This window comes from Curtobacterium luteum (genome assembly GCF_014646995.1).
Lineage (GTDB): Bacteria > Actinomycetota > Actinomycetes > Actinomycetales > Microbacteriaceae > Curtobacterium > Curtobacterium luteum.
Genome location: NZ_BMOI01000006.1, coordinates 126,964 through 146,770, shown reverse-complemented (window position 1 = coordinate 146,770; position 19,807 = coordinate 126,964). Strand labels below are relative to the sequence as shown.

The following is a 19,807-nucleotide window of genomic DNA, read 5'->3' as shown; positions in this document are numbered from 1 at the left end:
TTCGACTGTTCCCCCCAACGTGTCGAACCGCTGACGGCCCCGGTCCTTCGGACCGGGGCCGTTCTCCGTTCCGGGGCGGCCTCAGGCCGGGAGGGACTCGGCGAAGGCGCGCACGGCCCCGTCGAAGCGCTCCGGGTCCTCGTTCCACTCGAGCGTGTGCGGCGCGGTGCGGAACGACACGACGGTCGAGCCCTGTTCCACCGCGTCCGCGACGTCGGCCGCGGCGACGAACGCATCGGCCGTCGAGCGGATCAGCAGTGTCGGGGTCCCGGACGGCTGCCACGTCGACGTCCGCACGGGCGACGCGGCGCCGGCGAGGCGCGACAGGGTCGGCGTGGTCGCGATGCGAGCGGCGACGCTCCCGACGAAGCGGGGGAGACGGAACGCCCCGACGGCACCCCGGAGGGCGGACCGGACGTCGAGCAGCGGCGCGACGCCGACGAGTCCGTCGACGGGGATCCGCGCTGCGGCGATCGAGCACGCGAGCGCACCCGCGGACCAGCCCTGGAGCACCACCCGGCGGGCGCCGCGGTCCCGCGCCGCGCGGACCCGGGCGACGATGCGGTCGGCTGCTCCGGGGTCGAGGGAGCGGAGCGGCAGGTCGGTCGTGTCCACGATCTCGGACGACGCGCCGAGGCCCGACCACACCGGGACCCCGCGAAGGACCTGCCGGGGGCCGAGGGACTGCCCGTGCACGTGGACCACGTGCGTGTCCGCGACCGCCTCGTCCGCTCCCGTGGCGGGACCGGGGAGGACCTCCGCGACGATGTCGTGCATGAGGGCGTCCCACGCCCAGTCGCCCGCGGCCGGCTCGGGACCGTCGACCAGGGCCCGACGGACGGCATCCGGCGCCGACCCGTCCTCGTCGCCGAGGACCGCACCGACCCGGACCGACGTGCTGCCGCGGGTGATCCGGTACGTCCCGGGGAGGCTGGTGTCGCGGGTGGCGGCGAACACGACCTCGGTCGGGGCGGCCGAGCGGACCGTGGCCGTCGCGGTGTACGGGGACGGGAACAGCAGGCGCCGGGCGACGAGCGCGCCGAGGCCGAACGTCCCCGCGGCGCCGACGGCGGTCCCGACGGCGGTGGTGCGTGCTCCGGTGGTCATCTCGCTCCTGACGTGTCGTGTTCGGCGGCCGCCGGGACGCTCAGGCCGGCCTCGCGGGCACGGTCCTCGATCTCGACGGCCAGGCGGTGCAGACGGCTCCGCCACTGACGACGCTGCCACACGATGGTGAAGTACAGGCCCTGGTTGCCCGAGGCGGACTCCAGCCGGTGCAGCTCCGGCTCGAGTGCCCGGAAGCGCCGACGGGCACGGCGCCAGTCGCGGAACTCCCGGACCGCGTCGGGCAGCACCCCGCCCGCCGAACCGAGTGCGAGCAGCACCATCGACCCGAGGAACACCGGGGTGTACACGACGGACAGCGCGCCGACCACGTCGTCCTGTCCGAGGACGTGCATCGCGTCCATCGCGACCGCGATCACCGCGAGCAGCACCATCGCGGCCGCTCCGACGACGAAGAGCCAGTACATGCGACCCATGTCCTCGCCCCGGCGGAACGCGGCGAGGACGGCGACCGCGGACCGGGCGATGACGACCGCGATGTAGGTCATCTCGACGGCCGAGTAGAGCGCGGTCGGGACCTGGTCGCCGTAGACGACCATGAACTGCGCCGTCGGGTGTGGGGCGTCGATCAGCGAGAACAGCACGACGAGCGTGACGAGGACCGCCACGCAGCCGATGATCCGGACCGGACGCAGCAGCCGGGCCGAGCGGGCCGCGGCCTCGACCGACTGGGCGAGCGCGAACATGCCGCACACCATCAGGCAGCGACCGATGACGTCCGCGATGTTCGGGACACCCGTGACCCGCGCCAGCACCGCGAGCACGTCGGGCTGGTTGATCGAGAGGCCGACGGCGACGAAGGCGCAGCAGACCGTCAGCCACGTCACGCTCGCGGACTGCGTGCGGACGACCCAGAGCCGCGCGAGCAGCACCACGAGGACGGCCCACACCGGCAGCGATCCCCAGACGTGCAGGGTCACCGGAAGATCCCGGGGGCACGCTCGTCGGGATCGAGGAGGCCGATGTGCAGCGCCAACTCGTCTGCAACGAGCTCGACCGTGTGCTCGTGCGGCGTGTCGAGGGACCGGGTGAACGCCGTCCGGCCGGAGAGGAGCCCCGTCCACGCCTCGTGGTCGCAGCCGTGGTCGGCGAGGAAGACGTGGGCGAGCTCATGCAGGACCGACGCCGTGCGCGACCGGTCGGACAGCCCCGTCCGGGTCTCGAGCAACGCGTGGTCCCGGCGCTGGATGAGCCGCGCCGAGAGGTCGCCCGGGAGGTCGGCCGTCCGGACCTCGATCCGCTTGCCGAGGGTCGCCTCCGCCCGCTCGACGAGCTGCGGGAGGGTCAGCCGCCGCGGCAGTCCGAGCTGCTGCACCCGCCGCCGGGCGTCGGCCTGGAGCCGGAGGGTCGCCGCCCGGTCGCGCGCGGTGCTCACGACGCGACCCCCGGGCCGTCGACCGCCCGCAGGTGCTCGGTGAACTCGCGGATCTCGTCCGCGGAGGCGAACTCGCCGAGCCGTCGGGTCGCGAACGCCACGACCTCGCGCTTGCGCAGCTCGAGCACGAGTTCGAGCTGCGCCTGCACCCGGGCCGGGACGTCGGTGCTGCCCGCGGCGTCGGTGAGGTACGCCGCCGGCACGCCGAAGAACACCGCGAGGGCCTCGAGCAGTCGCCGATCACGGACGGCCGGCCCGTTCCCGCCGAGCATGTAGCCCCAGCGCGGTCGGCTCATCGACGCACCCTGCGCCTCGATCTCCGCCGCGATCTCCTTGTACGACGGCCGCTGCCCCGAGTTCGCCTCCACCACGTCCATGAGGAGCTGCAGTTTCCGCGACAGCTCGCGACGGTGAGCGTCGTCGTCCGTGTACTCGATCACGAAGTCCCCTCCCATGCCTGTCTCAGACATGGTAAAACGGTCTCGGAAGGATCGACCGCTCGTTCTACCCTGCCACGGACGGCCGGTCCTGTCAGGTCGGCATTTCGTGGGGGGATGCCGAGCCGACCAGCGGACGGACGGGAGGCACGGTGCCAGCTGGCACCGTGCCTCCCGTCCGGATCGTGGTCGCGTCGCGACCCGCTGAGCCCGTCGTGGCCCGCCGGTCCCGTCGCGCCCGCCGGTTCCGTTCCAGGATCAGGCCGGGACGTCGCCGCGCCAGCCGGGCTCCGTCGGAGCCGACTCGACGCGCTCCTTGAAGTTCTGCAGGTCCTTCTTCACCGCGTGACCACCGACGCCGACCGCCGAGCCGAGCTTCTCGAGGAGGCCCGACGGCTGCCAGTCGATCTGCGCCGTCACCCGGGTCGTCGTGTCGGAGAGCTTGTGGAACGTCACCGCGCCGGCGTGGTCGGTGTCGCCGTCCTCGACGGTCCAGGCGACGCGCTCGTCCGGGTGCTGCTCGGTGATGACGGCGCGGAAGTCGCGCTCCTGGCCGGCGACCTCGACGGTCCAGCCCGTGGTGGTGTCGTCGACCTGGACGATCTTCTCGACCTCGTCGAGAAACTCCGGGAACTCCTCGAAGCGGGTCCACTGGTCGTAGGCCTGGCGGACGGGGACGTCCACGTCGACGGTCTCGATGATCTGGGGCATGGTGCTCCTTCTCGTGTTCGGTTCCGATTGCCCCCGTGACGGTAGGCGGGAGCCACTGGGTGTCCGTCCGGGTTCCGCGTCCCCCGGCTCGCTGCCCGTTCGGTGGTCGGGCCGCTCGCTGGCGGGGCCGCTATCGTGAGGTGGATGAGCGAACACGGCCGGCACGCCTTCCACGAACGCGACGAGCACGGGATCCTCGTGCGACCGGCCGTCGCCGCCGACGTCCCGCACATCCAGCGCCTCATCGCCCCGTACGTCGACCGCCGCATCCTCCTCGGCAAGGAGAACGTCGCACTGTACGGCTCGATCCAGCAGTTCCGGATCGCCGAGGGCCCCGACGGCGTGCCCATCGGGTGCGGTGCGCTCGCCGTGTTCTGGGACGACATCGCCGAGGTCCGCACCCTCGCGCTCGACGGCGACTGGATCCACAAGCGCGTCGGGCACCGGATGCTCGAAGCGCTCGAGCACGACGCCCGGGAGCTCGGGGTCGCGCGCATCTTCTGCCTCACGTTCGAGGTCGACTTCTTCGCCAAGCACGGGTACCTCGAGATCGGCGAGAGCGTGGTCTCCCCGGACGTCTACGCCGAGCTCGTCCGATCGTCGGACGAGGGGGTCGCGGAGTTCCTCGACCTCGCCCGGGTGAAGCCGAACACACTCGGCAACACCCGCATGCTGAAGATCCTCTGACGCGTCGCGCGGCATCCCGGCGCACGGGGCGGCCCGCCCTACCCTGTGCGCATGTCGTCGTTCCGTCACCCCGTCGGACCCGAACGTCCCAGCGTCTACTGGCGCCGTCGAGCCATCGCGCTCGGCGCGGTGATCGTGGTCGTGGTCGTCGTCGTGCTGATCGTCGTCGGTCGGGGGAACGGTGCCACCCCCGTGGCCGCGCAGTCGACGGCTCCGGCCGCACGGACCTCGGACCGCGCCACGGCCGCGTCGTCCTCGTCATCCGCCCGTCCGTCGCGCTCCCCGTCGCCGTCCGCGTCCGCTGCTGCGGACGGCGCGACGTGCACGAAAGACCAGATCGACCTCGAGCCCGTCGTCGACAAGACCTCGTACGGTCCCACCGAGGACCCGAAGATCGCGATGTCGATCACGAACACCGGGTCGAACTCGTGCCACATGGACCTCGGGTCCTCGCAGCAGGTGCTCACGATCAGCTCCGGCGAGGAGCAGTACTGGACGTCGAAGGACTGCCAGACGAACGGCACGAACCAGGACGTGACGATCAAGGCCGGGCAGAAGCTCACCACGCCGTCGATCGCCTGGGACCGCACCCGTTCGTCGACCGCCACGTGCGACTCGTCCCGGCCGTCGGTCACCGGCGGGGGAGCGAGCTACCACCTGCAGGTCGCGGTGGGGAACATCGAGTCCGCGAAGTCGGTGCAGTTCATCCTGCAGTAGCGACTGCATCGGGTGCATCGGGTGCATCGGGTGCTCGGGTGCCCGTGCTGGTGCGCGTGGTCTCGTCTCCGTGCCGGTGCCGGTGCCGGTGCCGGTGCCGGTGCGGGGGCCGGTGCGGGGGCCGTGGCGTGCTTGCAGCCGGTCGCTGCACGCTGCCCACATGCAGAACGGGCCCGCCGTACGGAGACGACGAGCCCGTTCAGGGTGTTTCGGTGATCAGCCGATGACCGAGATGTTCTCGGCCTGCGGGCCCTTGCGGCCCTCGGTGATCTCGAACTCCACCTTCTGGTTCTCTTCGAGCGACTTGTAGCCGTTGCCAGCGATCGCGGAGAAGTGGGCGAAGACGTCAGCGCTGCCGTCGTCCGGCGCGATGAAGCCGAAGCCCTTTTCGTTGTTGAACCACTTGACGGTCCCAGTTGCCATGATGGCGTTTCCTTACTTTCTTGCGGGGCGACAATTTCTGCCGCTGATCCGCCGACGGTCGTCGTCGGATCGATGCGTCCCGCGGGCATGGGCCGGCGGAACGGGTTCGGGGCCAGGCGACCTGGGAAGGTCAGTGACCGATGGCGCTCGAGGTGCGCTGCGCACCGGAAGAACGATGGACTCCCGCCGAAGCGGTTGGTACCAACCTACCGTGCTCTGGCCACAACGGAAGAGCAGAGGTCGCAATCGGACCCATGAATCTGGTGGACTAGGGGTGATGGCAGACAAGGAACAGCGCTTCCGGAGCGAACAGCTCGAGGAAGCCCTCGCGAAGCAGGACGTCGCAGCGGTGGCGTTCGCGCTCCGGAACGACATCGTGATCGTCCCCCGGCTCGTGACCGGCAAGAAGGACATGCAGGTGCGGGTGTTCGGGCGCGAGGGGTCCGACAAGCGCATCCTGCTGCTCTTCTCGTCCGCCGACGCGTACACGGCGATGGTGCCGAACGAGAAGATCCGGCAGGTGATGGTCTACGACGGCGCGCGCCTGGAGGCGTTCATCGCCGAGCACCTCGACTCGCTCGAAGGCGTGTTCTTCGACATCGCCGGGCCCAACACCATGCAGTCGACGCCGGAGGACCTGCTCGCCGCGCTGCGCGCGTAGCGGATCACCCGGCCTGGAGGCGCGGTTCGCCTCAGCCATGCCGCTCGCCTCCGCGATGGCATTCGCTGTCCGGTCCCGCCCGGCGGGGTGTGCTCGCGTCACGCGACGCGGTGGGGTCGCGGGACAGCGTTGCGGCGCGGTCGCGGTGCGTCGGAGCGTGGCCCGGCCGTGTCACGGTGCAGTGCCGTCGAGTGAAGCGGCGGCGGGGTGGCGCGACGTGGTGCGGTGCGGTGCGGTGCGGTGCGGTGCGGTGCGGTGCTGTCGCGTCGCGCGTTGCGCGTTGCGCGTTGCGCATCACGGTGCGGTCGCGACGTGGGGCGGTCGCCTGACAGCGTCAGAACGCGCGATCGAGTTCGCGCTCGCGCGCCGACTTCGTCATCGAGAACGCCACCCGGAGCGCTTCACGGAGGTGCTCTGCGCCGGAGCCGAGCACGGTCGTGAAGCCGAGACGCGAGGCCTCGCCCGCCCGCTGCTTCGCTCCTGTCGCCGGACGGATCTCGCCCGCGAGGCTGATCTCGCCGATCGCCGCCAGCGTGTGCGGGTACGGGCGGTCCCGTGCGGCGCTCGCGAGGGCCAGCGCGATCGCGAGGTCGGCGCCCGGCTCGGTCAACTTCATCCCGCCGACCGTGGAGACGTAGACGTCCGCGTCGGACAGCTTCAGCCCAGCGCGGCGTTCGAGGACCGCGAGCAGCATCGCCACACGGGAGGCATCGACCCCGTTCACGACCCGGCGTGGCTGCGGCGCCGAACTCGGGACGACGAGCGCCTGCACCTCGACCGGTAGTGCACGCCGGCCTTCGAGCGCCACCGTCACGCACGTCCCGGACACCGGCGCGCCGTTCCGGGACATGAAGAGGCCGCTCGGGTCCGGGACCTCGTGGATGCCGTCGCCGCCCATGTCGAAGCAGCCGACCTCGTCCGTCGGCCCGAAGCGGTTCTTGAGCGCCCGGACGAAGCGGAGCGCCGTCTGCCGGTCGCCCTCGAAGTGGCAGACGACGTCGACGAGGTGCTCGAGGAGCCGAGGCCCGGCGATCGTGCCGTCCTTCGTGACGTGGCCGACGATGAGCACCGGGAGCGCTCGCTCCTTCGCCACCCGGATCAGCGTCGACGCGACCTCACGCACCTGCGACGTCCCGCCCGCGATGCCGTCGATCGCGCCCGACGAGATCGTCTGCACGGAGTCCGCGATCAGGAGGTCGGGCTGCACCTGGTCGATCTGCCCGAGGATCACGCCGAGGTCGACCTCGCTCGCGAGGTAGAGGTCGTCGTGCATGGCACCCGTCCGCTCGGCCCGCAGCCGCACCTGGTCGACGGACTCCTCGGCACTGACGTAGAGGACCCGCTTGCCGGTCGCCGCAGCCCGGGAAGCGACCTCGAGCAGCAGTGTGGACTTGCCGACGCCCGGCTCGCCGGAGAGCAGGACGGCCGCGCCCGGCACGACCCCACCCCCGAGGACACGGTCGACCTCGCCGATGCCGGTCTGCCAGCGCTGGACGGACGTGCCACGGGCCTCCGTGATCGGGCGTGCGATCCGCGCACCGGCGACCGCGACTGCCGCGGTGCCGCGGGAGCTCGCCGACGCGGCCGCGGTGTCCTCGACCGTGCCCCACGACTGGCACTCGCCGCAGCGGCCGACCCACTTGATGCTGGTCCAGCCGCACTCGGTGCAGCGGTAGAGGGACTGGGGGCGCGCCATGGAGGTCAGGCTAGGCCGAGCCGCCGACATCGCCGGCGTGGCGCTCGGCATGATCCGGGAGTGGGACGGAGCCGGTCATGCGGCGTCGGAGGCGGTCCACGCGACCCGGGCGGTCGGCGTGGTCCAGCTCGCTGGCGTCGTCGGTGTCCTGCTCGGCGCGAGCGGCCGCGACCGCTCCAGCCCCGGTGCCGAGCTCTTCCGCCTCGCGCGCGGAGAGGTACTGCCGGATCGCGGCGACCGTGTCCACCCGGGCGTCCACCGCCGGTTCGAACGCGCTCGCCCAGATCTCGTAGCCCCGGTCGTTCGGGTGGAAGAGGTCGCCGTAGCTGTTGAAGAACGTCCGTCGGATGCCCACGCGCTTGGTGATGACGTGCAGCGGTGCGACGGTCAACCCGAACTCGGTAGCCACCCGGTGCACGATCTCGTTGGCGACCGCGACCTTGCGCTCCCGGTCCGGCACGAACATGCACGGCAGCTCGGCCACGATCGCGTGCGACGGCACCGCGCCGTAGATCTCACGGATGTTCCGCTCGAACTTGTCCGCGTCGAACTCGGCGATGTCGTTCGCCCCGATCGACACGGTGCAGATGTCGGGGGAGTACCCGCGCAGCTTCGGGAGCTGATCCTTCTTCGCCGCCCAGGTCGTGGCCCCGGACACGCTGAGGTTCACCACGCGGACCGTCATCCGCGACCGGTGCCGGATGCGTCGGGCCAGGAGCCCGACGTACCCGCGGTTCGGGACCGTCGCTCCGACCCCCTGTGCCGCGGAGTCGCCGATCGCGAGGTAGGTCAGCTGTCCGTCGTGCTGCAGGTGCTCGCGCCACCACTGGGCGTTCACGGGCAGCATGTCGACCACCCGCTGCGAGGCGGCCCGTTGCCCGCGGATCCCGGCCCGGGCGCCGAACAGCCCGGCACCGACGACCGTCAGTCCGCCGAGGATCGACGAGAGCAGGGCGACGATGGTGCGTGATTTCATGCCGTGGACGGTACGCGGGCCCGTTCGACCGTTCTCGGTGCGATGGCTGAACAGTGGATGAGTCCACCCGATCAGCCACCTGTGGAGGACGGGCGGACCTGCCGGTGGTGCGGCGGGCCTCCCGGATCGTGTAAACTCTTTCCCGGTACCGTGTCCGAGCGGCCGAAGGATCATGTCTCGAAAACATGTGTGGGGGCAACTCCACCGTGGGTTCAAATCCCACCGGTACCGCCAACGCGAAGAGCCCCCGGCCCAAGCCGGGGGCTCTTCTGCAGCTTCGGGGCTGTCCCGTTGCCAGCACTCGTGTTCGGGTAGCGGCGGGTCCCGACCGCGAGCCGGCGCGCTCGCTCCCGAAGCTCGTACGGGGACTGGCTTGCGGGCCTCCATCAGACCCGAGCGGAATCCGACGCCGGTACGGGTGGTACCTCTGATGGTTCCAAGGGCACGAGCTTCCGGGATGGCGGGTTCCACGATCGACGGGGTTCGTCGTTGCACCTTCGGCTGTCGCCCCGGGCGGTCGTCCAGGCTCCTTGACGAATCCTTGAACTGTCAAGGTAGCCTTCACAGGTGTCTGACGATCTCTACGAACTCGCTACGAGGCTGTACCGGGACGTCGGCGGGATCATCGCGTCTCCTGTGCTGCAAGAAGCCGATCAGCCGCTCGACCGGATCGCCGCGGTGCGGGCGCTCGGCGACCAGACCACGGCGATGCTGTCCGCAGCTGTCCTGGCCGCGCGGCGGTCCGGGGTCACCTGGCAGCAGATCGGCGAGGTCTTGGGAGTCAGCCGACAAGCGGCATTCCAGCGGTTCGGTCGACCCGAGCCGGTGTCGGGGCACGAAGCGGAGCCGCTGGCTGCTGCCGAAGGGGCTGCGGTCGAGCGTGCGACGGCGGTCGTCAACGAACTGGCCCGAGGTTCGTGGCAAGCCGTCGTCGATCGGTTCGACGACGCGATGCGTGCCCGCCTCTCGGTGGACGGCCTCGCTGCAGCATGGTCACAGGTGGTGGACGCTGTCGGTGCGTTCGATCACGGTGGTGAAACCCGGGTGTCACGCGCTTCCGGCTTCACGATCACGACCACGCCGCTCCGGTTCGAGCGGGACGAGTGCACCGCCCGGATCAGCTTCTGGGACGACGGTCGCATCTCGGGACTGTTCATCCTGGCGGGATCACCGTCGTGACCGATCAGCAGCGCAGTCGGGCGGAGCCGATGATCGACGTCGACAGGGTGGTGGTCGCTGTCGACGACATGGTCCTGCTGCCGCTGACCACTGTGTCCGTCGGTGCGGGGGAAGCGCTCGTGGTCAGAGGGCACAACGGGGCCGGCAAGTCCACGCTGCTCAAGGTGCTCGCTGGAGTGCGCATGCCGACGGGAGGATCGGTGACGATCGGGGGAGAACCGGTCGATCGGCGGGACCGGACCTTCCGACGACGCGTCGCGGCGCTCCTCGGGCTGCCACCGACCGCGCCGGACCTCACCGTCGAGGACCACGTGCGTCTCGTCTCTGCGACGTGGTTCCGCGAGCAGGACGTCGCTGAGGAGACTGCGCTCGGTGTGCTGGCGGAACTGGGGTTGAACGGGCTCCTCCGTCGGTTCCCGTACGAGCTCTCGTCGGGACAGCAGCAGCTCTTCGCGCTCGCGCTCGTGCTCGCGCGACCGTTCGACGTCCTCATCCTCGACGAACCGGAGCAGCGGCTCGACGACGAGCGCGTCGAGGTGGTCGGCGACGTGCTCACCCGCCGGCGGTCAGGTGGCGCTGCGATCGTCGTCGCGACGCACAGCTCGGCCCTGACCGAGCACCTCGCCGACCGGGTGCGCGCTGGTCGTGGTCGGCGGTCACGGGCGGGCGGTCCCTCCGGTCGGGGTGGCGGTGCGGGTGGAGCGGGTGGGACGGGCGAGCGCGGGTCGCGGAGCGGTCGCCCCGCGCCCACCGCCGGCGGCGACGTCGCCGTCGGTCCGGCCGGTGCCGTGGCCCGTGCGGGCTCGGCCGGTGCCGTCGACGGCGCTCGTTCCGCCAGTGCCGTCGCCGCTCGTCGCGTGGCCGGTGTCGTCGACACTGGCCGCGCGCCTCGCCGCCGCGGCCTCGCGTCTGCGGCCGATGCTACCGATCACCCGGTCGACCGCGATCCCGAGCACGACGGCGACGACCATCGACACGAGGGCCGACACGACGGGTTCGTGCAGCACGGACGAGGCGGCGAGGGCGATGCCCACGGAGGTGGCCGCCCAGGCGCTCCCGGCGACGGCGCTGATGCCGAGGAACCGGCGGTAGGGGAGCCCCGTCGCCCCCGCGGTGGTGTTCACCGCGACGCGGCCGACCGGGATGTACCGACCGATGAGGATGAGGCTCGCGGGACGCCGCTGCACCTGACGCTCGGCGAACGCGAAGGCCGCGGCGATCCTCGGCTGCCGTGTCGACGCGAGCCGCGTCGTCCCGAGGCGTCGCCCGAACCAGTACGCGACCGAGTCGCCGGCGACCGCTCCGGCGACCGCTCCGGCGGCCGCAGCGGCGAGCACGCCGAGGAGCGCGGGCTGGCCGGACGTGGCCGCGACCGCTGCGATCGCGACGAGGGCCGTCTCGCTCGGCACGGGCGGGAAGAAGCCGTCGAGCAGGCAGAGCGCGAAGAGCACGACGTAGACGAGCGGACTCGCCGCCATGTCGACGACGAACGGGGTGATCTGGTCGAACACGGTGCGTCTCCCTCCGCCGACGGCGCTCGTCGACGAGGACGACGCTACGGACCCCGGGCGCCGCTGCCATCCGACCGGGGGGTCGACTGGCCCCTACCCGGGTATGACATCCGGGCTGCCACGGCCGATGCCCCCCGCCTGTGCAGAGTGCACGAGTTCACATGCCCTTCACGACACTCTGCCCGTTCTGTGGATCCGTACCGCTCACTACCGTTGCCCCAATCCGGTCGCCCCGACCGGCTCCCCATCCCCCAGGAGCATCCCGATGGCCAGTGCAGCGTCAGCACCACCAGCCCCGTCCGTCGTCGTCGACGACTACTCCCTGTCCCGTGTCCCCCGCTCGGCCCGCTACGGCTGGTTCCAGGTCGCCGTCCAGCGCTTCGGCCAGATCTCCGCGCTCTCCCAGTTCCTGCTCGGCGCCACGCTCGGCTTCGGCATGGGCTTCTGGCAGGCCTTCTGGGCGATCACGCTCGGCGCGGTGATCCTCGAGGTCGTGTCCGTCTTCGTCGGCGTCATCGGCATGCGGGAGGGCCTCAACACCTCGGTCATCGCGCGCTGGACCGGGTTCGGCAAGGCCGGGTCGGCGCTCGTCGGGCTCGCGATCGGCCTCAGCCTGATCGGGTGGTTCGGCATCCAGTCCGGGGTGTCCGCGGCCGGGCTCGTGTCGATCCTGCCGATCCTCCCGGCATGGGCGTGGTCGCTCGTGTTCGGCCTGGTCGTGACCGCGATCGTGCTGCGCGGGTTCCACTCGATGCAGTGGCTGGCGAACGTCACGGTGCCGCTCTTCCTCGTGCTGGTCGGCTGGGCCGTCGTCGTCGAGCTGAGCCAGCACTCGATCGCCGAGCTCGTCGCCAAGGCCCCGGCCGGTCCCCAGCTGAGCTTCGTCGCGGGCACCACGCTCGTCGCCGGCGGCTTCATCGTCGGCGCGGTCATCACGCCCGACATGACCCGCTTCAACCGCTCGGTCGGCGACGTCGTCAAGCAGACCGCGCTCGGCGTCACGCTCGGCGAGTACGCCATCGGCCTGGCCGGCGTCCTGCTGGCACACGCGGTCGGGTCCTCGGACATCACCCGGGTCATCACGTCGAGCGTCGGTTGGGTCGGCATCCTCGTGATCCTGCTCGGCACGTTCAAGATCAACGACTGGAACATCTACAGCTCGAGCCTCGGCGTCACGAACTTCATCGACGTCGTGTTCGGCCGCAAGGTGAACCGGGGCGTCGTCACGCTCGTGCTCGGTGTCGTCGGGTCGGTGCTCGCCGCGGTCGGGTTCCTCGACGCGTTCACGCCGTTCCTCATCGTGCTCGGCGTCGTGTTCCCGCCGATCGCCGGCATCATGATCGCCGAGTACTTCGTCGTGAAGCGCTGGCGCCGCGAGCTGAGCGAGAGCGAGTCGCTCCCGGCCACGAGCCCGACCTGGGTCCCCGCGACCCTCGTCATCTGGGCGATCGCCGCGGTCGTCGGGTACTTCGTCACCGTCGGCATCCCGTCGATCAACTCGGTCGTGATCGCCTTCGTGCTGTACGTGGTCGCCGGCAAGGCCGGCTGGGTCCGCGGACTCGGCGTCAGCCGCACGGAGCAGCCCGCCGACACCGCCCCGGCAGCCGCCCCCGCCCCCGCCACCGCGCGCGCCGCGCAGTAGCCGCCAGACCGGCGGACGGGTCCCCCTCCCGGCCGCCACCCCCGGCCGGTCGTCCCGCCGCCACCTGATCCGGTGGCGGGGCGGCCGGTCCCCCCGGCAGGGACCGGCACCCCGGACACCACCGCCCCGCCCCGGACACCCCCGCTCCGCCCCGAGCATCCCCGCACCACCGGAAGGAACCCCCATGCGCATCGGCATCGACGTCGGCGGCACCAACACCGACGCCGTCCTCATGGACGGCAGCACGGTCGCCGCCGCCGTGAAACGGTCCACGAGCCAGGACGTCACCTCCGGCATCGTCGCGGCGCTCGCCGGCCTCCGCGAGCAGCGCGACTTCGGGTCGGCCGACGTCGACGGGGTCATGATCGGCACCACGCACTTCATCAACGCCCTCATCGAGGCGCGCGGCCTCGCACCGACCGCGGCCGTGCGGCTCGGCCTGCCCGCCACGGCCTCGCTGCCGCCGTTCACGGACTGGCCAGCACACCTCGTCGGAGCCGTGCAGGCCCGCGCGTTCCTCGCACACGGCGGACACGAGTTCGACGGCCGCGTGATCTCCGAGCTGGACCCCGACGAGCTGAAGCGCCACGCCGCGGCCATCGCCGCGGCGGGCATCCGCTCCGTGGCGATCTCGTCGGTGTTCTCGCCGATCAACGACGAGTTCGAGCAGCGCGCCCAGGAGATCCTCGCCGCCGAGCTCGGTCCGGACGTGGCGTTCTCCCTGTCGAGCGAGATCGGCCGCATCGGACTCCTCGAGCGGGAGAACGCGACGATCATCAACGCTGCGCTCCGGGAGCTCGCGGACGGCATCGTCGACGGCCTGTCCGCGTCGGTGTCGTCGAGCGGCATCGAGGCCCCGCTCTTCCTCAGCCAGAACGACGGCACGCTGATGGACGTCGAGTACGCCCGCCGCTACCCGGTCGCCACCTTCGCCTCCGGCCCGACCAACTCGATGCGCGGCGCGGCCGTGCTGTCCGGGTTCGACACCTGCGCGGTCGTCGACGTCGGCGGCACCACGAGCGACGTCGGCGTCCTGACCGGCGGCTTCCCGCGGGAGGCGACCGGCGAGGTGGCCGTCGCCGGCATCCGCACGAACTTCCGCATGCCCGACGTGCTGTCGATCGGCATCGGCGGCGGTTCCCGCATCCGCGAGGACGGCGCACTCGTGGGACCGGACTCCGTCGGGTACCGCCTCACCCAGGAGGGGCTGGTCTTCGGCGGCGACACCCTCACCGCCACCGACGTCGCCGTGCGCGGCGGGCGCGGGGTGATCGGCGACGCCTCCCGGGTCCGGGGCGTCCCCGCGGAGGTCGCCGAGCGTGCCCTCGCGGTGATCGCGGACCGCGTCGCGGACGTCGTGGAGCGGATGCGGACGTCGTCGGCCCCGCTGCCGGTCGTCGCGGTCGGCGGCGGGTCGGTGCTGCTGCCCGACGAACTGCCCGGGCTCGGCACGGTCCACCGCCCCGAGCACTACTCCGTCGCGAACGCCATCGGCGCCGCGATCGCGCAGGTCTCCGGCGAGGTCGACAAGGTCTACGCCATCAGCGACGGCAAGCGGGCGAGCGTCGTCGACGAGGCCCGGCAGGAGGCCGTCGACCGTGCGGTCGCCGCCGGGGCGGACCCGTCGAGCGTCGCGATCGTCGACTTCGACGAGGTCCCGATCCCGTACCTGCCCGGCAACGCGACCCGCATCCGCGCGAAGGCCGTGGGCGACCTCGCGCTCGGGGCTCTGGTCCGATGAGCACGACCGAGGCCGCTCCGGTCGTGGGAACACGCCGCCGCCTCACGGAGATCGGCCCGGACTGCTCGGCCCTGGCGCGCGGTGCCGCGATCCTCGGCACGGGTGGTGGCGGCGACCCCTACATCGGCCGCCTGCTCGCCGAGGCCGCTGTCCGCGAGCACGGGCCCGTCCCGGTCGTCGCGGTCGAGGACCTGCCCGACGACGCGGTCGTGCTCAACGTCGCGATGATCGGCGCCCCAACGGTGATGGTCGAGAAACTCCCCTCCGCCGGCCAGTTCGCCGAGGCGATCCGGAGCCTCGCGACGCACCTCGGGGTCACCCCGACGCACATCGCCTGCATCGAGGTCGGTGGCGTCAACTCCACCAGCCCGATCGTGGCCGCGGCCGAGCTCGGACTGCCCGTCATCGACGCCGACGCGATGGGCCGCGCCTTCCCCGAGGTCCAGATGGTCCTGCCGACCCTGTCCGGGATCAGCGCGACGCCGATGGCGCTCGCCGACGAGAAGGGCAACACCGCCGTCTTCGACACCGTCGACAACCGCTGGGCCGAGCGGCTCGCCCGGACCGCGACCGTCGAGATGGGCTGCTCGGCGATCACCGCGCAGTACGCGATGTCCGGCGCGCAGGTCAAGGAGTCGTACGTGCGCGGCAGCCTCTCGCGCTGCGTCGAGCTGGGCGAGGCCCTGGCCGACGCCCGCGCCGCCAACGAGGACCCGGTCGCCGCCGTCGCGGCGGTCCTCGGCGGCACCGTCGTCTTCGAGGGCAAGGTCGCCGACGTCGAACGGAAGACCGTGACCGGCTTCGCGCGCGGGACCGCCCGGATCGTGGGGTCGGGACCCGACACCGGCCTGGAGGCACGGCTCCGGTTCCAGAACGAGCACCTGCTGGTCGAGGTGGCCGGCTCGGTGCGCACCACGACCCCGGACCTCATCGTCACGCTGGACGCCGAGACCGGCGAGCCGATCACCACCGAAGGACTCCGGTTCGGCGCACGCATCCGCGTCGTCACCGCGCCGGCCGACGAGCGGTGGCACTCCGCCGGCGGCCTCGGCCTGGCCGGCCCGACCTACTTCGGCTACGACACACCGGCGGTGCGCCACGACGGCACCGTCAGCGAAGGAGCGACCCGATGAGCTGGACCATCGACGTGGACGACCTGCCCGACCTCGCCCGCGGCGCCGCGCTGCTCGGCACCGGTGGCGGCGGCGACCCGACCATCGGGATGCTGCTCGTGAAGGCGGCGATCGAGGAGCACGGGCCGGTCACGATCCTCGACCCGTCCGAGCTCGACGACGACGCGCTCGTCATCCCGACCGCCCAGATGGGGGCACCGACGGTCGTGCTCGAGCGGATCCCCGCCGGGCCGGAACCCCTCGGCGCGCTCCGGCGGCTCGAACAGCACCTGGGCCGGACCGCGACGGCGACCATGCCGATCGAGTGCGGAGGCATCAACTCGATGATCCCGCTGCTCGTCGGCGCCACCGGCGGGCTGCCCGTCGTCGACGCGGACGGCATGGGCCGGGCGTTCCCGGAGCTCCAGATGGAGACGTTCTCGGTGTACGGGGTGCCCGGCTCCCCGCTCGCGATCAGCGACGAGAACGGGCACGGCGTCGTCATCGACACCGGCCACGACAACCGGCAGATGGAGTGGCTCGCACGCGGTGTCACGATCCGGCTCGGCGGTGTCGCCTACATCGCCGAGTACGCGATGACCGGTCGGCAGGTGAAGGACACCGCCGTGCCGCGGACCCTCTCGCTCGCGCTGTCGGTCGGCCGTGCCGTCCGGCAGGCCCGCGAGGAGCACCGCGACCCGGTCGCCGCGCTCGCGGAGGCGTTCAGCCAGACCATCTACACGCACCTGCGGGAGCTGTTCGACGGCAAGGTCGTCGACGTCGAGCGGCGCACGGTCGACGGGTTCGCGAAGGGTCGTGCCGTCGTGCAGGGCGCCGACGGTTCGGCGCTCGAGATCGCGTTCCAGAACGAGAACCTCGTGGCGCGTCGGGACGGCCGCCTGGTCGCGGTGGTGCCGGACCTGGTCTGCGTGCTCGACGCGGAGACGGCGGAGCCGATCACCACGGAGCGCCTGCGCTACGGGCAGCGTGTCCGCGTGATCGGGGTCTCCACGCCCGACCTCATGCGCACGCCGGAGGCCCTCGCCGTCTTCGGCCCGTCCTGCTTCGGCCTCGATGACGCGTTCGTGCCGGTCGAGGACCTGCACGACCGGGTGCCGGCGGGGGCGCGCTGAGGCGCGCCGATGCGCGAGGATCGCTGGTGTGCACCAGGGTGAGCAGCGTGACGGCGGCGTGACGGGCCTCCAGGCCGGCGACGTCGAGGAGTTCGGCCGCGGCACCGCCCTGCTCGGGTGCGGTGGTGGCGGCCAGGTCGACCACATGGTGCACGTGCTCCGACGGGCGATCGGCGACGGACAGGTCCCGGTCATCGCCCTCGGACCGGCGACACGGTCCGTCGTGGCCGTCGGGCTCGTCGGGTCGACGACCGTGCTCGAGGAGAAGACGCCGAGCGGTCGTGAACTGCCCGACGCCCTCGCCGCCGTCGAACGGTGGACCGGTCGACGCGCCGACGCGGTCGTGGCGGCCCAGATCGGCGGGGTCACCGGGCCCGCCGCCGCCCTCACGGCCCACGCCGCCGGGCTGCCCCTCGTCGACGCCGACCTCGTCGGTCGGGCCACGCCGCGCATCGACCAGCTGTCCCTGTTCGTCGACCCGCTGCCCGCCGTCACGGCCGCAGCGGTGACCTCGAGCGGGCTCCGGATCGTCGTCGACGCGCCGGACCCGCGCGACCTCGAGACCGTCTGGCGCGAGGCCGTCTCGCACAGCGGCGGGTGGGCCGCCTTCGCGATCGGCCCGGTCGACCGCGACGTGCTCGCCGACCGGGCCGTCACCGGCAGCATCGGCCGGGCACTCCGCGTCGGTCGCGCGGCCGCGTCGTCGACCGGGGTCGACGACCTCGTGCGGCGGATCGGCGGGCGGCTCCTCGCCGAGGGCCGGGTGCTCGACGTCCAGCGCGGCGGCGACGCCGTGGCGTTCGTGCACGGGTCGATGGCGCTCCGCGACGCCCGCACCGGAGCCGTCGCGCGGATCGAGGCCGGCAGCGAGTGGGTCCACTGCCTCGTCGACGGCGAGCCGGTCGCGAGCACACCGAGCTGCATCGTCGTCGTCGACGCCCGGTCCCTGCGGCCCGTCTCGACCGATCGCGCACGGATCGGCGACGAGCTCGCCGTGCTCGTGCTCCCAGGGGCGCCGTGGTGGTGGGCCGAGCCGCGACGCACGGCCCGCGTGGCACCCCGCGCGTTCGGCATCGACGCCGACCCCGTCCCGGAGGTCGTCGCGTGATCCCCGTCGCCGAGTTCCTCCCGCTGCTCGGTGCGCAGGCGGTCGTGCTCGCCGGACCCGTCACCGGGCGGGTGTCCGTCGTCCGCGGGGTCGCCGGGACCCCGGCCGAGGTCGGTCGGACCATCACCGACGCCGACGACGCGGTCGTGCTGCTCTCGCCGCTCGAGCGGTTCGACGCCCGGTTCGACGTGCTCCTCCGGCGTGCGTCGACGTCGGGCGTGGCCCTGCTCGTCGTCGCCCCCACTGACGACGCACCGCCGGTCGGTGCCGGGACGGCCGCGCTCGCGGACCGGCTCGGTGTCACCGTGGTGGGCACCGCGGACCCCTGGGCGGCGTCCGTCCGACTGCACGAACTCATCGGGACCGGCGACGCCCCCGCGGCCCGCGCCGCCCTCACCGCGGCGCGCGTCGGGCTCGACGCCGGACCCGAGCTCGAGGACCTGTTCACCCGGCTCGAGTCCGGCCTCGGGCACGCCCTGCGCTTCCTCGACGCCTCCGGACGGGCGCTCCGCGGTGCTCCGGTCGCGCCGTCGACCGCCGCGCTCCTGGCGCGCACGTCCGGCACGAGCGAACCGGTGTGGGCGTCGGACGACACGGGGGAGACGGTCGTCGCGGTCCCGGTGCCGACCGGCATCGGCGCGCGGGCGTGGCTCGCGGTCGGGCTCACCGCGCCGCTCCGGGCCGAACGGGCGACCGTCGCGACCGCGCTCCGCGTGGCAGCGGTCGCCACCGGACACCGCCTCGTCCTCACGCGACTCGACGACGAGCGCGACGCGCGGTACCGGATGGCGATGCTCGACGACCTCCGGGCAGCGGACGGCGCACCGGCCCCCGCGCTCGTGCAGCGCACCATCGCAGCCGGGTGGCGGCTCGACGCGTGGCACGTGGGCATCCGGCTCGTGGCGGCGCGCGGCTCCGGGGAGGCGGTGGACGCGGTCGCCCTGCGCGGGGCGGTGGAGTCGGCCTTCGCAGCGCACGACCTCGCCGTCACGGTCGTCGAACAGGCCGACGGGTGGGCGCTGTGGACCTCCGCCGAGGACGAGCTCGACCAGGCCGCCGTCGCCGCGCTCGCCGCCGGTGCCCGCGCGGCCCAGAACACCCTGCGGCAGGCGGTCGACACGAACGTGGGCGTCGGGAGCGTGCACGCCGGCCCCGCGGGACTCCTTCGGACGCTCGGCGAGGCCGGCGACGCGGTCCGTCTCGCCGCGGCCCGACCCGAGTCCGGCTGGTTCGTGCACGTCGACCGGCTCGGGCTCGCCCAGTTGCTGCTCGCGTGGACGCAGACCGACACGTTCCTCCCGGCGGCGGAGCAGCTCCTCGCGCCGCTCGAACGCGGCGGTGGGGCGCTCCGGGAGACCCTCGCGGCCTACCTCGACGCCGAGTCGTCGATCGCCGAGACCGCTGCGGTGCTCGGGGTGCACCGCAACACCGTGGCCGACCGCATCGACCGGGTGGAGCGACGGGTCCGGGTCGACCTGTCCGACCCGGAGACCCGCCTGGCGCTGCACCTGGCGACGCGGGCGCTCGGCGGTGCGTGAGCGGACCGGCGCCGGACCGCCGGACCGCCGGACCG

Annotated in this window: 19 protein-coding genes, 1 tRNA gene and 1 pseudogene; 12 read left to right on the top strand and 9 right to left on the bottom strand. The window is 72.6% G+C overall.

All coding sequences use genetic code 11. From position 1 onward, the window contains the following. Nucleotides 1–81 precede the first annotated feature (81 nt). The 5 genes from IEY20_RS08670 to IEY20_RS08650 form a co-directional block, all read right to left on the bottom strand. Complete coding sequence (locus tag IEY20_RS08670) at nucleotides 82–1,107, bottom strand: DUF8805 domain-containing protein (RefSeq protein ID WP_175327946.1); 1,026 nt, start codon at nucleotides 1,105–1,107, stop codon at nucleotides 82–84. Next, the gene (locus IEY20_RS08665; protein WP_175327945.1) at nucleotides 1,104–2,045 is read right to left on the bottom strand and encodes a hypothetical protein; all 942 of its coding nucleotides are present in this window, start codon (nucleotides 2,043–2,045) and stop codon (nucleotides 1,104–1,106) included. The genes IEY20_RS08670 and IEY20_RS08665 overlap by 4 nt, the downstream gene beginning before the upstream one ends. Further along, nucleotides 2,042–2,500, bottom strand: a complete 459-nt coding sequence (locus tag IEY20_RS08660) for a hypothetical protein (protein WP_175327944.1) — start codon at nucleotides 2,498–2,500, stop codon at nucleotides 2,042–2,044. Before IEY20_RS08660 ends, IEY20_RS08665 begins: the two co-directional genes overlap by 4 nt. Next, a complete protein-coding gene (locus tag IEY20_RS08655) occupies nucleotides 2,497–2,970 on the bottom strand; it encodes a hypothetical protein (RefSeq protein WP_175327943.1) in 474 nt (157 codons plus the stop codon). The genes IEY20_RS08660 and IEY20_RS08655 overlap by 4 nt, the downstream gene beginning before the upstream one ends. 225 nt (nucleotides 2,971–3,195) lie before the next feature. Next, on the bottom strand, nucleotides 3,196–3,648 hold the full coding sequence (locus IEY20_RS08650) for an SRPBCC family protein (protein ID WP_175327942.1): 453 nt from the start codon (nucleotides 3,646–3,648) through the stop codon (nucleotides 3,196–3,198). 144 nt (nucleotides 3,649–3,792) lie between these two features. Between IEY20_RS08650 and IEY20_RS08645 the strand changes: the two genes are divergently transcribed. Then, nucleotides 3,793–4,335 carry an amino-acid N-acetyltransferase gene (locus IEY20_RS08645; RefSeq protein ID WP_175327941.1) on the top strand — a complete coding sequence of 181 codons (543 nt, stop codon included), beginning with the start codon at nucleotides 3,793–3,795 and terminating at the stop codon, nucleotides 4,333–4,335. A 51-nt stretch (nucleotides 4,336–4,386) separates the two neighbouring features. Continuing rightward, a complete protein-coding gene (locus IEY20_RS08640) occupies nucleotides 4,387–5,052 on the top strand; it encodes a hypothetical protein (protein WP_188889051.1) in 666 nt (221 codons plus the stop codon). Nucleotides 5,053–5,268: 216 nt separating this feature from the next. Here IEY20_RS08640 and cspE read toward each other — a convergent pair whose 3' ends face one another. After that, nucleotides 5,269–5,475: a transcription antiterminator/RNA stability regulator CspE gene (gene cspE / locus IEY20_RS08635; RefSeq protein ID WP_022904520.1), complete on the bottom strand. Its 207-nt coding sequence runs from the start codon at nucleotides 5,473–5,475 to the stop codon at nucleotides 5,269–5,271. A gap of 277 nt (nucleotides 5,476–5,752) precedes the next feature. Here cspE and IEY20_RS08630 point away from each other — a divergent pair, with 277 nt between their 5' ends. Then, nucleotides 5,753–6,136: an SseB family protein gene (locus IEY20_RS08630; RefSeq protein ID WP_022904519.1), complete on the top strand. Its 384-nt coding sequence runs from the start codon at nucleotides 5,753–5,755 to the stop codon at nucleotides 6,134–6,136. A 334-nt stretch (nucleotides 6,137–6,470) separates the two neighbouring features. Here the strand turns inward: IEY20_RS08630 and radA are convergent, their stop codons facing one another. Together radA and IEY20_RS08620 are read right to left on the bottom strand one after the other, a co-directional pair. After that, a complete protein-coding gene (gene radA / locus IEY20_RS08625) occupies nucleotides 6,471–7,832 on the bottom strand; it encodes a DNA repair protein RadA (RefSeq protein WP_175327939.1) in 1,362 nt (453 codons plus the stop codon). A gap of 10 nt (nucleotides 7,833–7,842) precedes the next feature. Next, a complete protein-coding gene (locus tag IEY20_RS08620; RefSeq protein ID WP_175327938.1) occupies nucleotides 7,843–8,808 on the bottom strand; it encodes an SGNH/GDSL hydrolase family protein in 966 nt (321 codons plus the stop codon). Nucleotides 8,809–8,952: 144 nt separating this feature from the next. On the opposite strand from IEY20_RS08620, the gene IEY20_RS08615 reads away from it, so the two are divergent. The 3 genes and pseudogenes from IEY20_RS08615 to IEY20_RS08605 all read left to right on the top strand — a co-directional run. Next, nucleotides 8,953–9,042 (top strand) — tRNA-Ser (locus IEY20_RS08615). Between the two features lie 333 nt (nucleotides 9,043–9,375). Then, entirely contained in the window at nucleotides 9,376–9,987 is a 612-nt protein-coding gene (locus tag IEY20_RS08610) for a DUF3887 domain-containing protein (RefSeq protein WP_175327937.1), read from the top strand. A 29-nt stretch (nucleotides 9,988–10,016) separates the two neighbouring features. Beyond that, nucleotides 10,017–10,586 (top strand): annotated as a pseudogene (locus IEY20_RS08605) (ABC transporter ATP-binding protein); the annotation flags it as partial. 57 nt (nucleotides 10,587–10,643) lie between these two features. Here IEY20_RS08605 and IEY20_RS08600 read toward each other — a convergent pair. Further along, on the bottom strand, nucleotides 10,644–11,498 hold the full coding sequence (locus IEY20_RS08600) for a DedA family protein (protein WP_229727956.1): 855 nt from the start codon (nucleotides 11,496–11,498) through the stop codon (nucleotides 10,644–10,646). A gap of 265 nt (nucleotides 11,499–11,763) precedes the next feature. On the opposite strand from IEY20_RS08600, the gene IEY20_RS08595 reads away from it, so the two are divergent. The 6 genes from IEY20_RS08595 (at nucleotide 11,764) to IEY20_RS08570 (ending at nucleotide 19,772) form a co-directional block, all read left to right on the top strand. Continuing rightward, nucleotides 11,764–13,140 carry a purine-cytosine permease family protein gene (locus tag IEY20_RS08595; protein WP_175327936.1) on the top strand — a complete coding sequence of 459 codons (1,377 nt, stop codon included), beginning with the start codon at nucleotides 11,764–11,766 and terminating at the stop codon, nucleotides 13,138–13,140. A 184-nt stretch (nucleotides 13,141–13,324) separates the two neighbouring features. Beyond that, complete coding sequence (locus tag IEY20_RS08590) at nucleotides 13,325–14,881, top strand: hydantoinase/oxoprolinase N-terminal domain-containing protein (protein ID WP_175327935.1); 1,557 nt, start codon at nucleotides 13,325–13,327, stop codon at nucleotides 14,879–14,881. Continuing rightward, on the top strand, nucleotides 14,878–16,014 hold the full coding sequence (locus IEY20_RS08585) for an S-methyl thiohydantoin desulfurase family protein (RefSeq protein WP_175327934.1): 1,137 nt from the start codon (nucleotides 14,878–14,880) through the stop codon (nucleotides 16,012–16,014). Before IEY20_RS08590 ends, IEY20_RS08585 begins: the two co-directional genes overlap by 4 nt. Further along, nucleotides 16,011–17,126, top strand: a complete 1,116-nt coding sequence (locus tag IEY20_RS08580) for an S-methyl thiohydantoin desulfurase family protein (RefSeq protein ID WP_175327933.1) — start codon at nucleotides 16,011–16,013, stop codon at nucleotides 17,124–17,126. The genes IEY20_RS08585 and IEY20_RS08580 overlap by 4 nt, the downstream gene beginning before the upstream one ends. A gap of 28 nt (nucleotides 17,127–17,154) precedes the next feature. Then, complete coding sequence (locus IEY20_RS08575; protein WP_175327932.1) at nucleotides 17,155–18,234, top strand: DUF917 domain-containing protein; 1,080 nt, start codon at nucleotides 17,155–17,157, stop codon at nucleotides 18,232–18,234. Then, a complete protein-coding gene (locus IEY20_RS08570; RefSeq protein WP_175327931.1) occupies nucleotides 18,231–19,772 on the top strand; it encodes a PucR family transcriptional regulator in 1,542 nt (513 codons plus the stop codon). The genes IEY20_RS08575 and IEY20_RS08570 overlap by 4 nt, the downstream gene beginning before the upstream one ends. Nucleotides 19,773–19,807 lie beyond the last annotated feature (35 nt).